The organism is Myxococcus sp. CA033 (genome assembly GCF_013336625.1).
Classification (GTDB): Bacteria; Myxococcota; Myxococcia; order Myxococcales; family Myxococcaceae; genus Myxococcus; species Myxococcus llanfairpwllgwyngyllgogerychwyrndrobwllllantysiliogogogochensis.
The window spans coordinates 396,932-413,779 of the sequence record NZ_JABUMU010000001.1; the positions used below are offsets into that span (position 1 = coordinate 396,932).

Annotated in this window: 13 protein-coding genes; 4 read left to right on the plus strand and 9 right to left on the minus strand. The window is 69.7% G+C overall.

Annotated elements, in window-relative coordinates; genetic code table 11:
- Positions 1–12: 12 nt before the first annotated feature.
- The 9 genes from HUA78_RS01525 to HUA78_RS01565 form a co-directional block, all read right to left on the minus strand.
- On the minus strand, positions 13–1,785 hold the full coding sequence (locus tag HUA78_RS01525; RefSeq protein ID WP_174461263.1) for a hypothetical protein: 1,773 nt from the start codon (positions 1,783–1,785) through the stop codon (positions 13–15).
- A 51-nt stretch (positions 1,786–1,836) separates the two neighbouring features.
- Positions 1,837–3,753 (minus strand): HEAT repeat domain-containing protein, encoded by a 1,917-nt coding sequence (locus HUA78_RS01530; RefSeq protein ID WP_174475507.1) that lies wholly within the window; start codon positions 3,751–3,753, stop codon positions 1,837–1,839.
- A gap of 129 nt (positions 3,754–3,882) precedes the next feature.
- Positions 3,883–6,072: a hypothetical protein gene (locus HUA78_RS01535; protein WP_174453469.1), complete on the minus strand. Its 2,190-nt coding sequence runs from the start codon at positions 6,070–6,072 to the stop codon at positions 3,883–3,885.
- A 266-nt stretch (positions 6,073–6,338) separates the two neighbouring features.
- Complete coding sequence (locus tag HUA78_RS01540; protein ID WP_174453468.1) at positions 6,339–6,890, minus strand: ECF-type sigma factor; 552 nt, start codon at positions 6,888–6,890, stop codon at positions 6,339–6,341.
- A gap of 363 nt (positions 6,891–7,253) precedes the next feature.
- Positions 7,254–9,011: a sensor histidine kinase KdpD gene (locus HUA78_RS01545; RefSeq protein WP_174475508.1), complete on the minus strand. Its 1,758-nt coding sequence runs from the start codon at positions 9,009–9,011 to the stop codon at positions 7,254–7,256.
- Entirely contained in the window at positions 9,008–9,715 is a 708-nt protein-coding gene (locus HUA78_RS01550) for a response regulator transcription factor (RefSeq protein ID WP_141643546.1), read from the minus strand. Before HUA78_RS01550 ends, HUA78_RS01545 begins: the two co-directional genes overlap by 4 nt.
- A 9-nt stretch (positions 9,716–9,724) precedes the next feature.
- Complete coding sequence (locus HUA78_RS01555) at positions 9,725–10,963, minus strand: VWA domain-containing protein (RefSeq protein WP_174453466.1); 1,239 nt, start codon at positions 10,961–10,963, stop codon at positions 9,725–9,727.
- A gap of 99 nt (positions 10,964–11,062) precedes the next feature.
- Positions 11,063–11,671 carry a Uma2 family endonuclease gene (locus HUA78_RS01560; RefSeq protein ID WP_254614246.1) on the minus strand — a complete coding sequence of 203 codons (609 nt, stop codon included), beginning with the start codon at positions 11,669–11,671 and terminating at the stop codon, positions 11,063–11,065.
- A 182-nt stretch (positions 11,672–11,853) separates the two neighbouring features.
- Positions 11,854–12,288: an arginine repressor gene (locus tag HUA78_RS01565; RefSeq protein WP_141643548.1), complete on the minus strand. Its 435-nt coding sequence runs from the start codon at positions 12,286–12,288 to the stop codon at positions 11,854–11,856.
- 170 nt (positions 12,289–12,458) lie between these two features.
- On the opposite strand from HUA78_RS01565, the gene HUA78_RS01570 reads away from it, so the two are divergent.
- The 4 genes from HUA78_RS01570 to argH are packed head-to-tail and all read left to right on the plus strand — an operon-like array spanning position 12,459 to position 16,847.
- Positions 12,459–13,469, plus strand: coding sequence for an N-acetylornithine carbamoyltransferase (locus HUA78_RS01570; protein WP_141643549.1), 1,011 nt, complete (start codon positions 12,459–12,461; stop codon positions 13,467–13,469).
- 51 nt (positions 13,470–13,520) lie between these two features.
- Complete coding sequence (gene argB, locus HUA78_RS01575) at positions 13,521–14,447, plus strand: acetylglutamate kinase (RefSeq protein WP_141643550.1); 927 nt, start codon at positions 13,521–13,523, stop codon at positions 14,445–14,447.
- On the plus strand, positions 14,444–15,505 hold the full coding sequence (locus HUA78_RS01580) for a M20/M25/M40 family metallo-hydrolase (RefSeq protein WP_174461268.1): 1,062 nt from the start codon (positions 14,444–14,446) through the stop codon (positions 15,503–15,505). Before argB ends, HUA78_RS01580 begins: the two co-directional genes overlap by 4 nt.
- The gene (gene argH, locus HUA78_RS01585; RefSeq protein WP_174453462.1) at positions 15,498–16,847 is read left to right on the plus strand and encodes an argininosuccinate lyase; all 1,350 of its coding nucleotides are present in this window, start codon (positions 15,498–15,500) and stop codon (positions 16,845–16,847) included. The genes HUA78_RS01580 and argH overlap by 8 nt, the downstream gene beginning before the upstream one ends.
- Position 16,848 lies beyond the last annotated feature (1 nt).

Genomic DNA, 16,848 nt, shown 5'->3' on the forward strand with positions numbered 1-16,848 from the left:
TGTCGGTGGGGCTCATGGGCGCAGCACCAGATGCACGGTCTGCCCCTGGCCATCGATGGCGCGGACCAGGACCTCGAAGTCGTCAGAGACGGCCAGCGCCTCCACGAAGCGATAGCCCGCCTTGGTCAGCTCCTCGGGTGCCACCTGCGACAGCGGGACGCTCTTCTTGCCGTCCGGCGTGGAGATGAAAGCCGCCTGCGTCTTGCCATCCTCGGAGGTGGCGGTGCCCACGGCCCAGCCGCTGGTGTTGAGGGACACGGCCTTCCCCGACACGAAGCCCTCGGGCAGGGGCAGCCACTGCACGCCCTCCTTCGAGGACCAGCGGAAGGGCCTCAGCTTCTTGTCGGAGCCGCGCACCGTTCCCAGCACATGGCCCACGTCGTTGAGCGCGGTGACTTCCGACTCCTCGTCCACCAGGACCTGCTGCTCCTTGCGGACGATTCGCACCGCGCGAGCGCCCTTGCTGGTCGCCACGGTCGACGCGGACTCGCCCAGGGCGTTGAAGAAGATGCGGCCCGACGCGAGCCCCGCCAGCCCCTCGTGCTTCATGGGGCCCACCTCGTCCACCAGGTACACGGTGTCCTTGTCATCCGGCCAGCGCACCAGCGGCGTGCCATGGGCATTGCCCAGGAGCGCCTCGTAGCCGTCGACCCACAGCTCCGCGCCTGACTTCACCGTGCTGGACTTCAGGCGGAACGCGCTGGGGCCCTTGGACGTGTACGCGGTGCCGAAGACATCGCCACTGCCATTGACGCCCTTCACCTCCACGCGGTCCGCCTTGAGCACCTCCTGGAGCGGATATGCGACCGACTTCGCGGTGATCAGCGTGTCCGACTCCTGGTTCGCCAGCCGCGCCACCAACGCACCCCCATTCAGCAGGAAGCGCGGAATGGAGGACGCTGGCAGAAACTGCCAGTACTTGAAGGGGAACACTTCGACGATGCACTTGAAGACCGCGACCTTGAGCGTCTGGCGGATTCCTCCCGACGAGGCCTGGATGACGGTGGGACCGGACCAGTCCGGGGGCAGCCGCATGGTGAAGCGCGCGGTGCGCTGGGCCTCGGGGACACGCACATTGAGCACGCCCACGCTCGCGTCCACGCTCAGCAACTCCACCAGCGCCCCTCCCGTGGGCGCGGGGCTGCTCAGCGTCACCTCGCCAATCAACTCCGTCGGGTCCGGCGACTGGCAGCGGTTGGTGGACGTCAGCACGCGAACCGAGGCCAGGCGCGGCCGGGGCACCCCCGCGTAGGCCACGAACTGGCGGACCGTCACCGGCTCCGTCCAACCGACCTTGATGATGATGTCCGTGTAGCCGTCCACCCAGACCTGGCTGCCGGAGGTCAGCACCAGCTCCACGTTGTGCGGACACGAGGAGTGGGCACAGAACGGGTCATCCGCGCCGCGCACCTGCCGGGCAAAGGCCTTCAGCGTGCCGCGCACTCGCGTGACGCTGTTGGCGCCTCCCAGGTAATAGGGGCTCGGGAGCGTGTCATCGAAGGTCCAGGTCAGCACGTTGCCGGAGCGCGAACCGTACAGGTGCAGCACCAGGTCCGAGTTGATGCCGAAGTCGCGCGCGGGGACGTTGAGGTTCAGCGATCCGGACGCCTTGGGCAGCAGCCAGTAGCCCGTGGCGTAGTCGTTGCCCTTCACATGGATGCGAGCCGCGTTGAGGCGCACGTTCGTCCCGCGCCGCACGTCGTCCAGGACATCCGCCTGGGCCACCGGAGTCAACCAGAGGCCGAGCAAGGCCAGCAGGCCCAGCCTGTTCAGAATGCGTTTCATGAAGACCTCGAATACGTGGAGTGATTGAGACAGGGAGAGAGAGGCCGTGGCTCAGCCGTCACGCTGCGCGGAGGACTGGGCCATGAGGGACATGATGCGAGCGCGAAGGGAGGACTGCTGCCCCGGGCGCAGCGCGAGGGCCTGGAGCATCTGGTAGATGGGCGCGCTGCCGTCGAGCCGGTGGGTGATGACGTTCAGCAACGTGGACTCCGCGCCGGAGGCGAGCTGGCCGGAGACGACCCAGCCTCGCAGCCGCTCCAGGTCCGCCGCGTCCAGCGCGCGCGCGTCCAGGGCGTCGAGCAGCGCGGACTGCACCGCGCGGTCCTTCTCGAAGCCGAGCGAGTCCAGCAACATGCGAGTGGCCACTTCCTGCGGCGCGCGGCGCAGCGACTCCGCAGCGGCGGCGCGCACCTCCGCCGATTCCGCGCGCAGGTGGGGCCCCGCCTGGTCCAGCACGGACTCCAGGCCGGTGTTGCCCAGCGCGCGCAGCGCATGCGTGCGGTCCTCGTCGCTGCGTGCATCGCGCAGCGCGGCCTCCAGCGGACGCGCGTACGTCGCCACCTCCGGGTCACCCGGAGACAGGTGCGAGATGACGCCTCCCAACGCGTACGCGGACGCCCGCTCCGCTCCCACGTCGTTCGCCGCACGCGCCTGGGCGTTCATCGCGGTGAGCATCCGCCCCGTCTCCGGCTCGGGCTCGCGGAGGAAGCCGGCACGCTGCACCATCAGTCCGAAGGAAGCCTCGTGCTCACGGGCCGCCGGCGACTGGAGCAGCGCGCGCATCGTGGCCTGGGCCTCCGCGTGGCCCGCCCCCGCCAGCAGGTCCATGGTGAGCTCGCGCAGTCCTGGCGACACCCCCTTGCGCTGGAAGCTCACCGCCAGCTCCCGCACACGCTCAGGCTCCAGCTTGAGCGCGGCGATGGCGCGGCGCACAAAGCCGTCCAGGCCCGCGATGGCCTCGGCGCTCGTCGCGGAGGAGAGCACCTGGAGCACCCGGTCCATCGTCATGCCATCGGCCTGGCTGCGCAGCAGGGCGACCTCCGGGTCTCCCTCGAACGCAATCTGCGCGGGCTGGCGGATGATGGTCTTCTCCCCTCCGGTCGCCAGCAGCGGCTTGAGCTGACGGGAGGCGAACTCCACGCGCAGCCGCATCCGGCGCGACATCAGCGCGCCGCCGTCGGTCCGCGAGGCATCCAGGGACTCGTCATGGAACACGCCGGCCATGCGGCCCTCCGGGGTGCGCTCGAAACGCGTGAGCGAGCGGAGGTCCTGCTGGAAGGGGGCGTTGCCACCCGCGGCCCGCAGCTTGTGGTAGCGCGAGCGACGGCGCGTCAGTCGCGCGTCACCGTCACCCTCGAAGCGGAAGTGGGCCTCCACGTCGCCCGTCTGGGTGGACTCGACGGCGCTCCACTCGGAGGCGTCGCGCAGCTCGGTGGGGAACAGCTCGGCGGCGAGCGTCTGCGTGAGCTGACGGAACATGGGCGGCTCGGCCTCCGAGAAGCGCACGGCCAGCAGCGCGCCCCGGCCATCCAGCTCCACCCACGCGGAGGCAGTCTGGGGAAGGTGCGCCGCCACGGCGGCCGCGTCGGGCAGGAGGACCTGGCCGGACAGTACGGCCTCGTGTCGCTCCAGGGACTTCAGCGCCAGGTGCAGGCGCGTGCCGGTGGGGCGCACCTCGAGCGCCTGGAGCGTCAGCGAGCCTTCCAGGTGCAGCGTGCCATCGAGCGTCGAGGACTCGCCGGCGGAGGGCAGTGGCAGCGACACGCGCTGGAGGTCGTCCCAGACGAAGCGGTAGACGCGCTCCTCGCCCTGGGTCCACTGGTAGAGGGGCAGCCGAGAGTCGCTCACCACGGACGCGGTGTCGGCGCCAGGCATGGTGGGGCGCGTGAAGTACCAGGCGGACAGCGAGCCGGTGAGCAGCAGGGTGGACAGCACGGCCGTGCGGACGGCGAGCCTCGGGCGACGCATGAAGGACTCCAGGAATCAGACTGAAGAGGACTGGGAAGGAGCCACCCCGGCATGCCCGCACCGGGGTGGATGGAAGGGGGTCCGGCCCCTTCTCGAAGGGAGGGACCGGACCCGGACCCGCACGTGTGGCTAGAAGAGCTGCGCCACCGGCACGGTCACTTGCTGGGTGTAGATGTTGTGCTTCATGCCGAACCCGCTCCAGCTGAAGATGGGGAACTCCGCGTGGGCCGGTCCCAGCTCGGCGTAGAGCATGATGCGGCCGTCGAGGAAGCGCGCCTCGATGTCGAGCTTCGACGTGAGCCGCAGGAACAGCGTGTTCGGGTTCGTCGGGTGCGAGGGCGAGCTCAGGTAGATGCCAATGTCGCTGTAGAGCGGCAGGTTCACACGGGTGAGGACCACCTCTCCGCGCACGGCCACCTGGAACTGGGGAATGCCGATGCCCACGGAGGCGAAGCCGTTGACCGTGAGGTAGGGGGTGACGGTGCCGAACAGGTCCACGCCCAGCAGGTCCGCGGCGCAGTCGCGGGTGACGGCCCCGCCGAGGGAGATCTTGATGCCCGTCTCCGCGGAGACGCCGCCCTTGACCGTGACGGGGATGAACCACACCAGGAAGGTGGTGGACGCCTGGGCGGCGTCGCTCTTGAAGAAGGGCTTGTCCTCCGCGAAGGTGATGCGCAGCGGGTAGTGCATGTCGTGGTTGTAGACACTGAGGCCCAGCACGCGAGCGCCCAGCTGGAGCCGGATGCCGTTGCCCTCGGTGCCCGCGCCGCCGTGGACGTGGACCACCTCGAACGGCGTGGGGCTGAAGACGTTCACATATGCGTTGAACTCCGCGTAGAGCCGCGCGTTGTAGTCACACCACGGGCCCTCGAACCCGAACCCCTTCGCCTTCAGGTCCGCGCCCGGCGCGGTGATTTCCCAGCCCGCCTTGTAGTCGTAGCCACCGCCGAACATGCTGTCGCCGGAGTAGCCGCTGTCGCCGTGCTCACCGCCGTGGCGCACCAGGCCCGAGGACGGGTCCACCGGCACATCCAGCGCCGCGATGTGCGCGCCGTAGATGTTCAGGTACTGGGTGAGCAGCGAGGAGCTGAGCGTGTAGTCCTTCTGCTTCAGCGTGGAGAGCTTGAGCAGGTCCGCGTTGCGAACGAAGCTCTGCTCGCTGAAGTCGTTGCCCGTCAGGTTCAGACAGGCCTGCAGGTCCGCGGCGCGGCGCGGCGCCATGGCGGCCTCGAGCTGCCCCTTGTAGCGGCGCGGGCTCCAGTCGCAGGACGTCACGTTCGAAGTGTCCAGGCACCCCTGCTCCTGGGCCTTCACCAGCCGCTCCTCGATGGCCTTGTCGAGCATGTAGAGGTGCTCGCCCACCTGATTGTTCAGCTCCTTCGGGTCCTGGTCCTGCTTCTTGAAGATGAGGACGGCCTGCTGCCACTCGGCGTAGACGGCCTCGCGCCGGCGCAGCAGGGCGGTGAAGACCTCCTGCTCCTCCTGACGCACGGTGAGCACGTCATCGGGGGTCTTGCTGAGCTGCTTGCTCATCGACTCGTGCCAGGCGTCCGTCGGCGTGGCCCACTTGCGGGCCTCCTCGTTGTTGGCCAGGGACGCGGCCTCGCTGGTGAACTCGTAGCCATTGATGCCGTCCGGGTACGGGCCCGGAGCGAACTCGAAGTACGCGTTCTTGGCCACCGCCTGGTCCGCCCAGATGGGCGCCAGCTTCTTCTGGTCGCGGCTGTAGAGCGTGCGGTTGGCGATTCCGTTCGCGCCGTACGCCGCGTTGAAGAGCGCGCGGTAGTCATCACCGTACTGGCCCGCCAGCCGCTCGAAGCGGCTGTAGCCCAGGTACTTCTCGTCCACGAACTCCTGGCACGACGTGATTTGCGTTCCGTTCTTGTCCCAGGCCTCCAACTGGATGAGGTACGCCTTCTCCGCCTTGGTCAGGTTCTCCAGCCGCTTGCGGTAGAGCACCTGGCCCTTGAGCACCTGGCCCGCGAGCCCCTGGTCCATGCCGGTGAAGCGGGTGGTGCCCAGCTTGACGGGCTGAGTCGCCACCGTCGCCGTCTTGCCACCGAGTTCCTCCGGCAACAGCACTACCTTCTTGGCCGCCAGTTCCCAGCGCGCCTTCCACTCCGACTCCGTGAGGTCCTGGCAATACGCGTCGTGGGCCTGGCCGCAACTGCTCGAGCGGTAGTCCACGTTCGCGCACTGCTCGAGCACCGGCGTCGGGCAGTCGGCCGCGAGACTCGCGGGCGCCGCCAGAATCGTCGCCGACAATCCGGCCCAACGCAGCGGGCTCCCCAACAGACCCACCTTCATCCCCTTGGTCATATGCAGCTTCGTCCTTGGTGTGGGGCCGGCTTCGGGCTCGGCCCGCGCAGCCAGAGAGCACACGCTGTGCCGCGCGCTTCTCACTCGGGGACACGAGGAGACACGCGGGCCAGACGAGGACCCCGGGACAACAAGGCGATGGGGGCCGTTGCCTGCGAGGCAACACCCCACGCGTGACGAGGCACCAGGCCTCGACGACATGGGTGAGCACCGGGCCTCTTGGTTCGAGGGCCCGGGCTCCGCCAGCCACGCATGGGTTCAGGGAATCAGTGGCCTACGCGCTCGCACAGGCCCAGGCGCGCGTAGGTCCAGTCGCGTCGGACGGTGGCGGGAACCACGCCGAGCACCGCCGCGGTCTCCTGGATGCCCAGGCCCGCGAAGTAGCGCAGCTCCACCACCCGGGCCAGCCGGGGCTTGAACGCCTCCAGCTCCACCAGCACCCGCTCCAGGTCCAGCACGTCGATGTCGACGCCGACCGGAACCTCGAAGACCTCGTCGCGAAGGAACAGCGGCTCGCGCCGCGCATCGCTCCGCCGGGCGTTGCGCACCCGCACGCCCTCCACCAGCACCCGGCGCATCGCCTGGGCTCCCGCACCCAGGAAGTGCCTCCGCCGGTCCGCATCCGCCACGTCCCCCGCGAGACGCAACCAGATGTCTCGCAGGAGCATCATCGGACGCATTGAAAGGCGGGGTGACTCACCATTCATGTCCGAGTGCGTCATCTCTCGGAGTTCCTGGTACGCCACCCACCGCAGTGCATCCCGAGCCTCCGCGTTCCCGTTGCGAGCGCCGTCCAGCAGCGATGTCATCTCCGACATGCCCATGGTGTCCTCCTGGGTCTCACATCCCATCGAGTCGCTTCGCCACGTCTGCCTACGATTTCGAACGAGGACGCCCGCAAATCTTGAGAACAAAGAATTGTTTTTCGAGGATGCCGACAATTCCCTGCCCGGTGGGATGACCCAACCTGTGCTCTCAAGGTGGGTCGGCGCAATGCACGCTCGCAAGTATTTCTTATTTTTCTTGTTTATCTACATTTCCGAGGATGACTGGAATACGTTCGCGGCGCGGGCGCCCATGCGGGCTCCGCTGCGGGCGTGAGGACGACGTCGACCGCCTGACAGGCGAACGCCTCCCGCACTGGGCAGGCGCCCGCGGCCACCCGGGAGTCGCGGCGGACGTCAGGCGGCGGGCAGCCAGAGCACGAAGCGCGCGCCGCGCCCGCGCACCCGCTCATGGCGAAGGTCTGCGCGCATGCTCCGCGCGAGCCGCCGGCAGAGCGCCAGCCCCAGCCCCACGCCGGGTGCGGACTTCGCCGCCGTCTGCACGGATTTGGAGAACGGCTCGAAGAGCTTGCGCGCCGTGGCCACGTCCACGCCCGGCCCGTGGTCCCTCACCACCAGCCCCACCGTCGCGCCGCGCCGCTCCAGTTGCACGAGGATGCGCTTGTCCACCGCGCCCGCCGCGTACTTGGAAGCGTTGTCCACCAGGTTGAAGAGCACCTGCTCCACCGCCGACGGGTCCGTCAGCACCACCACGTCGGAAGGCACCTCCACGCACAGCGACATGCCCGCCTGGAGCGCGCGCTGAGAGAGCCGCTCCTCCATCCGGGACAGCAGCGTGCCCACCGCCACCCGCTCCAGCCTCGCGGGGGTGCGTCCCCGTTCGATGCGGGCATAGGCCAGCACGTTCTCCACCAGGTGGCTCAGCCGCTCCGCCTCGCGGTGGAGGATGTCGAAGTATTCCTGGCGGCGCTCCGCGTCGGGGACCATCCCCGCCGACAGCATCTCCGTGTACATCCGGAACGTCGTCAGCGGCGTGCGCAGCTCATGCGTCACCGCCGAGACGAACGCGCCCCGCCGCTCGCTCAGCGACATCACCCCGCCCAGCAGCGACACCACGGCCACGCCCGCGAGCACCACGCCACTCCACGCCACCATCAACACCAGGGGCAGTGAGGACAACGCGCCGGATGAGCCCTCCTCGCCTGGTGCCGCGCCCGGCACCAGCCGCACCGGCAGCGACGCCAGCAGCCGCCCCTCCCCCTTTGCTGTCTCGGAGCCCTTCACCGGCTCCAGCGTCGCGCCCGGCAGCAGGTCCTCCACCTTCCCCTGCAGCCAGCGCTGAAGCGCGGGCCAGTCCAGCCAGCAGCCCTGGAGATATTCCTGACCGTCGACCTGGACACGCCGGCCGAGCAGCAGGGCATCCCCCACCCAGATGGCCCGCATCTCCTCGACGACTTCGCGTGCGGCGACGTTCTCCGCCGGCGCCATGTTGCCGTAGCCCACCATGTTCTGGCTCGCGGCCTGGCGCGCGCTGCGGGAGCGCGCATCGAACTCGCTCGCGTTCTTCGTCCACTGGAGCGCGTCCCCCAGCTTGTTCCCACTCGCCCGCCGCGCCACGGGCTCCCCATCCGAGGGCGCACGCATCGCCAGCGCCTCCCGCACGTTGGCGCTCCGCAGCAGCAGCGACACGCGCTCCAGCCGCTCGCGCAGGACGTCCGCGTCGACACCCGGGTGCGCCAGGTGCGCCAGGCTTCGCAGCTCGGGCTCCATCACCTGGGGCGAGGACACCTCGCCATCAGGCCCCATCTGGAAGTGAAGCAGGACGTGCTCCGGCGGGCCCGAGAGCAGGGGCGAGGCCACCCAGGCCTGTCCCCTGGCAAGGGGCCGCCGCTGTCCGTCCAGGATGCCGCGCGCGGGAGCCACGGCCGCATACGACTCCACCGCCACCGCGCTCTCCCGGGCCACCAGCGGCAGCAGCTCCGAGTCGAGCCGCCACAGCGCCAGCCGCACGTTCTCCTCTCGCGCCGCGCTCTCACGTGCCTGACGGTCCGTGCGGTCCAACCGCAAGGCGAAGACGGACAGCCACACCACACCGGCCAGGGCGAGCAGCAGACAGGCGCTCACCGCGAGCCAGACACGCCAGGAGCGAATCATCCCGGGCCGCCCGGCGCGGAGAACATGTAGCCCTTGCCTCGCACCGTGAGGATGACGCGGGGCTCGGCCGAGTCGTCGCGCAATTTCTCCCGGAGGCGCGCCATCGTCATGTCCACCGTGCGCGTCTGCACGCTCCTCGCGGGCAGGTGCCAGACGCGCTCCAGCAGCTCTTCCCGGGAGATGGCCCGGTTGGCGTTGTCGCCCAGGTAGCGCAGCGCCTCGGCCTCGCGCTCGGAGAGGTCCGTCCGGGAGCCGTCGTCGAAGCTCAGCTCCCGGCGCTCCACCACGAAGTGGCCTCCGGGGAAGTCCACGCGGGAGGCGCCCTGGGGCCGCTCCGCCGAGCGTCGGAGCACCGCGCCCGCGCGTGCCAGGAGCTCACGCACCGAGAAGGGCTTCACCACGTAGTCGTCCGCGCCGAGCTTCAACCCCATCACCCGGTCCTCCTCCTGGCCCCGGGCGGTGAGGATGATGACGGGCAGCGTCGGCCGGCTCTTTCGCACGGCCCGGAGCAGGTCCAGCCCGTCACCGTCCGGGAGCACCAGGTCGAGCAGCACCAGGTCCACCGGAGTGCGTTCGGCCAGCCGCTGGCCTTCCTCCCGCACGCCCGCTTCGAGGACCTCGTAGCCCTCGAAGCGAAGCGCATCCACGATTCCGCGCCGGATGGCGGGGTCATCCTCGACGACGAGTACTCGGCGCGCGGCCATGACGGCATCCTACTCCAAGGTGAACTGACGCTTCGTCGCCTCGCGACGCACCACCTGACCGATGACCCCGTCCAGCGTGGACTCCTCCTCCGTGGGATTCTTCTTGCGAGCCTCCGCGAGGAACTCCTGACGCTGCCGGCCCAGCTCCTGGATGCGCTGCTGCAGCGCCGCCCGCTCCTTCTCCCGGGCCTCCAGCCACGCCTTGCGCCCGTCGCCGTCCAGGTTGCGCATCGGCTCGGGCAGGTCATCGGCGGCGACCGCGCCCAGGTCCACCTTGTTCTTCTTCACCGCGTCCACCAGGTCCCAGCTCTCGTTGGAGTAGTTCCCGGAGGACTTCGCCACCGAGCGCGCCGCCATGTTCTGCACCGACACGCCGCGCGAGAGGCTGTCCTGCTCCTGCTGCCGCATCTGGCTCGCCTTGCCGGAGGCGCCGCCATAGACGACGTACGTCTTGTTCAGCTCGGTGCCGAGCCGGGCAATCTCCTCGTCCTGCGGCGCGGGCAGCTCCACCACCTTCTGGTTCTGGTCGATGTTCATGTAGCTGCCATCGGCGAGCGTGGCGGCCGCCTTCCACTGGTCCGAGATGCCCTGCTCGTAACCACCGCAGTGGATGGTGTTCACGGTGATGCCCCGCTTGCTGGCGGCGGACACGGCCTCGCGGAAGTCGACGGGGCCCTGGGTGAAGGTCTCGTTGCCGGCGATGAAGATGAGCCGCATCGCGTCCGGGTTCGTGCTCCACGCGAGCTTCTGGCTGGCCTCCTGGATGACCTCGCCGCAGTGCTCGGAGCCACCGGAGGTCCTCAGGGCGAAGAGGCGCTCGGAGATGGCGTCCAGGTCCGTGGTGAAGGGCGTCAGCAGGCGAATCTCATTCGAGCCCGCGCCCTCCCCGGCGTAGCCGTAGGCGTAGAGGGCCAGTTCGAGCCTCGGAGCGGCGCCCCCACGTCGGGCCTGAGAGAAACGGTTCACGATGTTCCACAGCTGCGTGCGGGCCTGGTCCAACAGGCCGTCCATGCTGCCGCTGGTGTCCAGCAGCAGGGCAATCTGGATGACGGGGGCCGAGGCATCGGCCGGCGCGGGCTTCGTCGGGGTGGGGACCTCCACGCGAGGAGGAGGGACCACCGCCACGGGGGCGGGACGCGGCACCTCGGGAGGAGGCGGGGTGGACGCGGGCTTGCCCAGCAGGAGCGCGGAGAGCGCGAGCACCGTGGCCGAGCCAAGGATGACAGGGAGCTTGAGGGCCGGTTTCATCGTGAGTCCTTTCGTACGGCGGTGCCCTGAAGAGCACGCTGGGACAGTAACGATGGAGACCGTCCGAAAGGTGTAACCGCCGTGTAACCGGGTGCGCGGCTACCGCGCGTCCCAGAGGAAACCCAGCTCCAGCTCGAAGGCCTCGAAGGGCTCCGCGCGAACCCTCGCGTTCGCCTCATGAATGACGGGTGGGGCGTAGCTTCGTCCATCGAGGCGATGGACCTCCAACGTCCTGGCTATCGGATCGATGATCCAGACATGGCGCACGCCTTCGCGGGCATACAGGGGCAGCTTCAACGAGCGGTCCAGTCGCGACGTGGAGGGGGACAGCACCTCGCAGACCCAGTCCGGGACGACCGTGAAGCCGACCGTCTGCGGAAGCTCTGTCATCCGCTCACGTCGCCAGCCCGCGACATCCGGGACGAGGACATTTCCCCCGAACAGATGAAGCTCCGGCTCGTCCAAGATGAACCAGCCTCCAGGCCCGCCCCGTCCCCGGTCGAACGGTCCGCTCAACTCACCTCCCAGCCGGGACGACGCCAGCGCGTGCCGCGGTGCTGGCCGAGGGCTGACGTGCAGTTCCCCATCGATGAGCTCCCCGACCACCGTCTCGGGAAGCGCCTCCAGGTCCGCATAGGTGGCCGGTTTCTTGTCCATGACGTCCCCATATCCATAAGCCTCGCCGCCCAACCCCAGTTCCATGGTCATGCGAGGGGAATAACATCGGGGTCTGACGCGTGAGGGTGTCCATGTCGCTACCGCCCTCCCAGGTTGTATCGGCTGGACGGCGGACGCAAGGGGGGCGCTACACCGCCACCCGGCTCGGGCCACGCGCGTGCACGTCGTGCAATCACGCGGCCAGTGAGCGCCACGAACCAGGCACCGCCGACTCAGGCGCTCCGGAGCATCAGCCGCTCCACGACGGAGCGCACCTCGCGCAGCCGCGCGGGGTCCGTCACGGCGACAAAGATGGTGTCGTCGCCAGCCACCGTGCCAGCGAGCCCCGGCACCTCCGGCTCTCGGTCCAACGCCAACGCCAGGGCGGGCGCATAGCCAGGCCCCGTCTTCACCACGAGCATGTTCGGCGGAGCCTCGATGATGCTGACGCGCTGCCGCTCGGTGGCCACCACCGGCTCCATCGACGCGCGCTGATAGCGCCCGCCGACCTTCTGCACGCCCAGCTTCTTCAGCCGCCGCGACAGCGTGGACTGGCTCGGGGCCTGCCCTTCCGCCTCCAGCAGCTCCTGCAAGACCGCCTGATCGCTGATCTCCCGCTCCGAGATGAGCCGAAGGATTTCGTCGTCCAGGTTCATTCCCACCACCATGCATGCGCGTGAATTTCCATGCAAGGAACCCGCATGAAAGATTGCGGGAACATTACCCTTGCGCGTCGCGTCTTTCTGCATAATATCCGCGCCCCATTCGCGGAAATGCACGCATGCTGGTGCATATTCATCCACCTATGCATCCGGTCCAGGCCGGGGAGCGCAGGCCCATGAAGCACGTCACGCACATCAAGGATCTCGGCCCCGCGGGTGTAGAGGCCATCCTCGCGCAGGCCGCGGCCTGGAAGCAGACGCCTCCGGGTCGTCATCTGGAGGGGAGCATCCTCGGGATGGTGTTCTTCAACCCGTCGCTGCGCACGCGCACCTCGTTCGAGGCGGTGATGCTGCGCGGGGGTGGCAACGCCATCATCCTGGATGTCGGCTCGGGCGTGTGGAAGCTGGAGCACCGCGAGGGCGCGGTGATGAACCTGGACCGGGCCGAGCACCTCAAGGAGGCCGCGCCCGTCCTCTCGCGCTTCGTGGACATGCTGGGCGTGCGGACCTTCTCGCAGGGTGGCGGCGACGAGGAGGACGAGGTCGACCCCATCATCAACGCGTTCCGCAAGTGGGCCACCGTGCCCGTGGTCAGCATGGAGTCCGCGCGCGAGCACCCGTGCCAGGGCCTGGCGGACATGCTGACCTTGCGCGAGACGTTCGGCACCACGAAGAAGCTGCCCGTGACGCTGACGTGGGCGCCGCACATCAAGCCGCTGCCCAAGGCGGTTCCCAACTCGTTCCTCCTGAGCGCGGCGGCGGCCGGCTGTGAGGTGCGCGTGGCGCATCCTCCTGGCTTCGAGCTGCACCCCGCGGTGCGCGCGGAGGCGGAGGCGTACGCCAAGGCCACCGGCGGCAGCATCACCTACACCCACGACCAGGACGAGGCGCTCGCCGGCAGCCGCGCCGTCTACGCCAAGTCGTGGGGCCCGACGGCCGCCGCGGCCTTCTCCCCCAACGACGTCACCGCGCTGCTCGCGTCGTATTCCGGGTGGATGCCCACGCTGCGCACCATGGCGAGCGCGGCGAAGGATGCCGCTTTCCTGCACTGCCTCCCCGTGCGTCGCAACGTGGAGGTCGCCGATGAGGTCCTGGACCACTCCAGCAGTCGCGTGGTGGACGAGGCGGGCAACCGCTTCCACGTCCAGCGCGCCCTGCTCCACTGGATGCGCTCGCAGTCCCGCTGAGCGGCGCCACCCAGGCGCGCCTCTCCCCTTCTCTTCATTTCGAGGTCTCCCGTGCCCTTGTCACCCGACCCGTACTCCGCGCTTCGCAACGCCGCGCGCTATGTGCAGCAGTTCCGCCGCAAGACGTTCGTCGTGAAGCTCGGCGGCGCCATGCTGAGCGACCCGCGTCTGCGCCGCTCCGCGTGCGAGCAGATTGCCCTGCTGTGGACGTTCTCCATCCGCCCCGTCGTCGTGCACGGCGGCGGGCCCGAGCTGGACACGCTGTGTGACGCCCTCCACCTGCCGGTGGAGAAGGTAGCGGGCCGTCGCGTGACGTCCGCGCCCGTGCTGGACGCGGCGAAGATGGTGCTCGCCGGCAAGCTGCACACGGACCTGCTCGCGGACCTGCAGGCGGCGGGCGTGCCCTCCGTGGGCCTGAGCGGCGTGGACGCCGGACTCATCAAGGCGCGCAAGCGTCCTCCCGTCATGGTGACGGAGCCGGGGGCCACCGAGGGCCGGCTGGTGGACTACGGCCTCGTCGGCGACATCGAGGCGGTGGACACGCGCGTGGTGGAGCACCTGCGCTCGGCCGACTACGTGCCCGTCATCGCACCCCTCTCCGGCGGCGCGGACGGCGCCGTCTACAACACCAACGCGGACACCGTGGCGGCGGCGCTGTCGGTGGCGCTGTCGGCGGAGAAGCTCTTCTTCCTCGTCCAGGTGCCGGGCCTGCTGCGCGACTTGAATGACCCGACGTCGCTGGTGACGCTGGCGAACCTGACGGACCTGGCGACCATGGAGAACACGGGCGCCATCTCCGGCGGCATGCGTCCCAAGGCGCACGCCATCCGCCACGCGCTGGTGGGCGGCGTGGGCAGCGTGCATCTGGTGAGCGGCGTGGCACCCAACGCGCTGTTGGAGGAGGTCTTCACCAACGAGGGCAGCGGGACGATGGTGGTGCGCGAGAAGGCGCCGAAGAACGCGGGGAACGGGGGATGAAGGCGGCGGAGCTGCTCCAGGCGCTGGTGGCCATCCCCAGCGTTTCGGGTGACGAGCGACTCATCGCGGACACGGTGTCCGGGTGGGCGGAGGGCTGGGGTGCGCGCGTCCAACGGAAGGGCCACAACGTGTGGTTCTCCGTGGGAAGCGGGCCACGCCGGCTGCTCGTCAACTCGCACCTGGACACGGTGAAGCCGTGCGCCGGGTGGACGTACGCGCCCCACGCGCCCGAGTGGCGTGAGGACCGCCTGTACGGCCTGGGCAGCAACGACGCCAAGGGCTGCGTGACGGGGATGCTCGTCGCGGCCCGGACGCTCCTGAAGGAAGGTCCGCCCACGGGTGGAGAAATCGTCTTCGCCTTCACCGCCGAGGAGGAGACCGGAGGCCAGGGCCTGGGCACGCTGCTGCCGGACCTGGGGCCGCTGGACGCCGCGGTGGTGGGCGAGCCCACGAGCCTCAAGCCCTGCACCGCCCAGCGGGGCATGCTCCTCTTGCGCTGCACCGCGCACGGCCGCAGCTCGCATGTCGCGCACGCGCACAACGCGCAGGCGGTGAACGCCATCCACGTCGCGGCCGGAGACATCTCCACGCTGGCGGAGCTGCGCTTCCCGTCCCACCCGCTGCTGGGTGAGGCGCGGGCCCAGGTGACGCAGATTTCCGGAGGGCTGGCGCGCAACCAGGTGCCGGACGCCTGCGAGTTCTTCGTGGACCTGCGCACCACGCCGAGCATGGACCACGCGCAGGTGGCGACCCAGCTCGGTGGCGTGTTGAAGAGCGAGGTGAAGGTGCACTCGGCGCGGTATCTGCCGAAGGCGACGCTGTCGCATCAGCCCATCGTCCGGGCGGCCATCGCCGCGTCGGGCGAGGAGCCCGTGGGCTCCAGCACCACGTCCGACTGGGCCTTCCTGGGCGAGCTGCCCACGGTGAAGGTGGGTCCCGGCGACACCCTGCGCAGCCATCTGGCGGACGAGTTCATCACCCTGGCGGAGCTGGAAGCCGGCGCCGCCTTCTACACGCGCCTTCTGCGCGGCTACTTCGAGGAGGTGGCCCGTGGCTGAGACTCTGTGGGGCAAGGGCGCCGCGCTGGACGCGGTCATCCACCGGTTCACCGTGGGCGACGACCCCGTCGTCGACCTGGCGCTGACGCCGCACGACGCGCTGGGCAGCGCCGCGCACGCGCGCATGCTGGGCAAGGTGGGCCTGCTCAAGCCCGAGGAGTCCCGGGCGCTCGTCGGCGCTCTGAAGACGCTGCACGACGAGGCGCGCGCGGGCCACTTCACCATCCGCCCCGAGCAGGAGGACGGCCACACGGCGCTGGAGGCCGCGCTGGTGGAGCGCGTGGGCGAGCCGGGCAAGCGCATCCACCTGGCGCGCTCGCGCAATGACCAGGTGCTGCTCGCGGTGCGCCTGCTCCTGCGTGAAGAGGTCCTCGCGCTCGGCGCGGGCGCGGTGAAGCTGGCGGAGGCCTTCCTGGACTTCGCGCAGGCGCACGCCCACGTGGCGATGCCGGGCTACACCCATCTGCGGCGCGCGATGCCGTCGACGTTCGGCATGTGGGGCATGGCCTTCGCGGAGGGTCTGCTGGAGGAGCTGGAGGCGCTGCGCGGCGTGTGGGGACGGCTGGACCGCTGCCCGCTCGGCGCCGCCGCGGGCTTCGGCGTGCCGCTGCCCATCGACCGCGAATACGTCGCTCAGCTGCTCGGTTTCAGTCGGGTGCAGAGAAGCCCCATCGACGCGCAGAACGGACGCGGCCGTCACGAGTCCGCGGTGCTGGCCTGGGCCTGCAGCGTCGCGGGCACGCTGGAGAAGTGGCTGTGGGACGTGCAGCTCTACAGCACGGACGAGTTCGGCTTCCTCGGGCTGCCGGATGCGTTCACCACGGGCTCGTCCATCATGCCGCAGAAGAAGAACCCGGACGTGGTCGAGCTGGCGCGCGGGCGATGCCGCGAGCTGCGAGGACTGGCGCACCAGGTGGAAGCGGTGGCGGGCGGCCTGCCCTCCAGCTACCACCGCGACTTCCAGTTGCTCAAGCGCCCCACCTTCGCGGCGCTGGCGTCCAGCCGTGCGCTCCTGGACGTGCTCTCCCGTCTGGTGCCGGTGCTCCAGGTGAAGGCGGACGCCGCCGCGCGCGCTTGCGACGACACGCTCTACGCGGCCCACCACGCCTACACGCTGGTGGCCGGAGGACAGGCCTTCCGCGACGCCTACCGGCAGGTGGGCCGGGAGCTTTCGGACGGCACGTTCCACCCGGACCGCGAGGCCCTGACGGCCACCCACCTGGGTGGCGCCGGAAACCTGGGGCTGCCCCAGGCCCGTGAGGAGCTGGCCGCCGCGCGCGCCTGGCTCGACGACACCCACCGCGCCCTGGCCACGGCCACCTCGCGCGTGTGGGACGTATGAA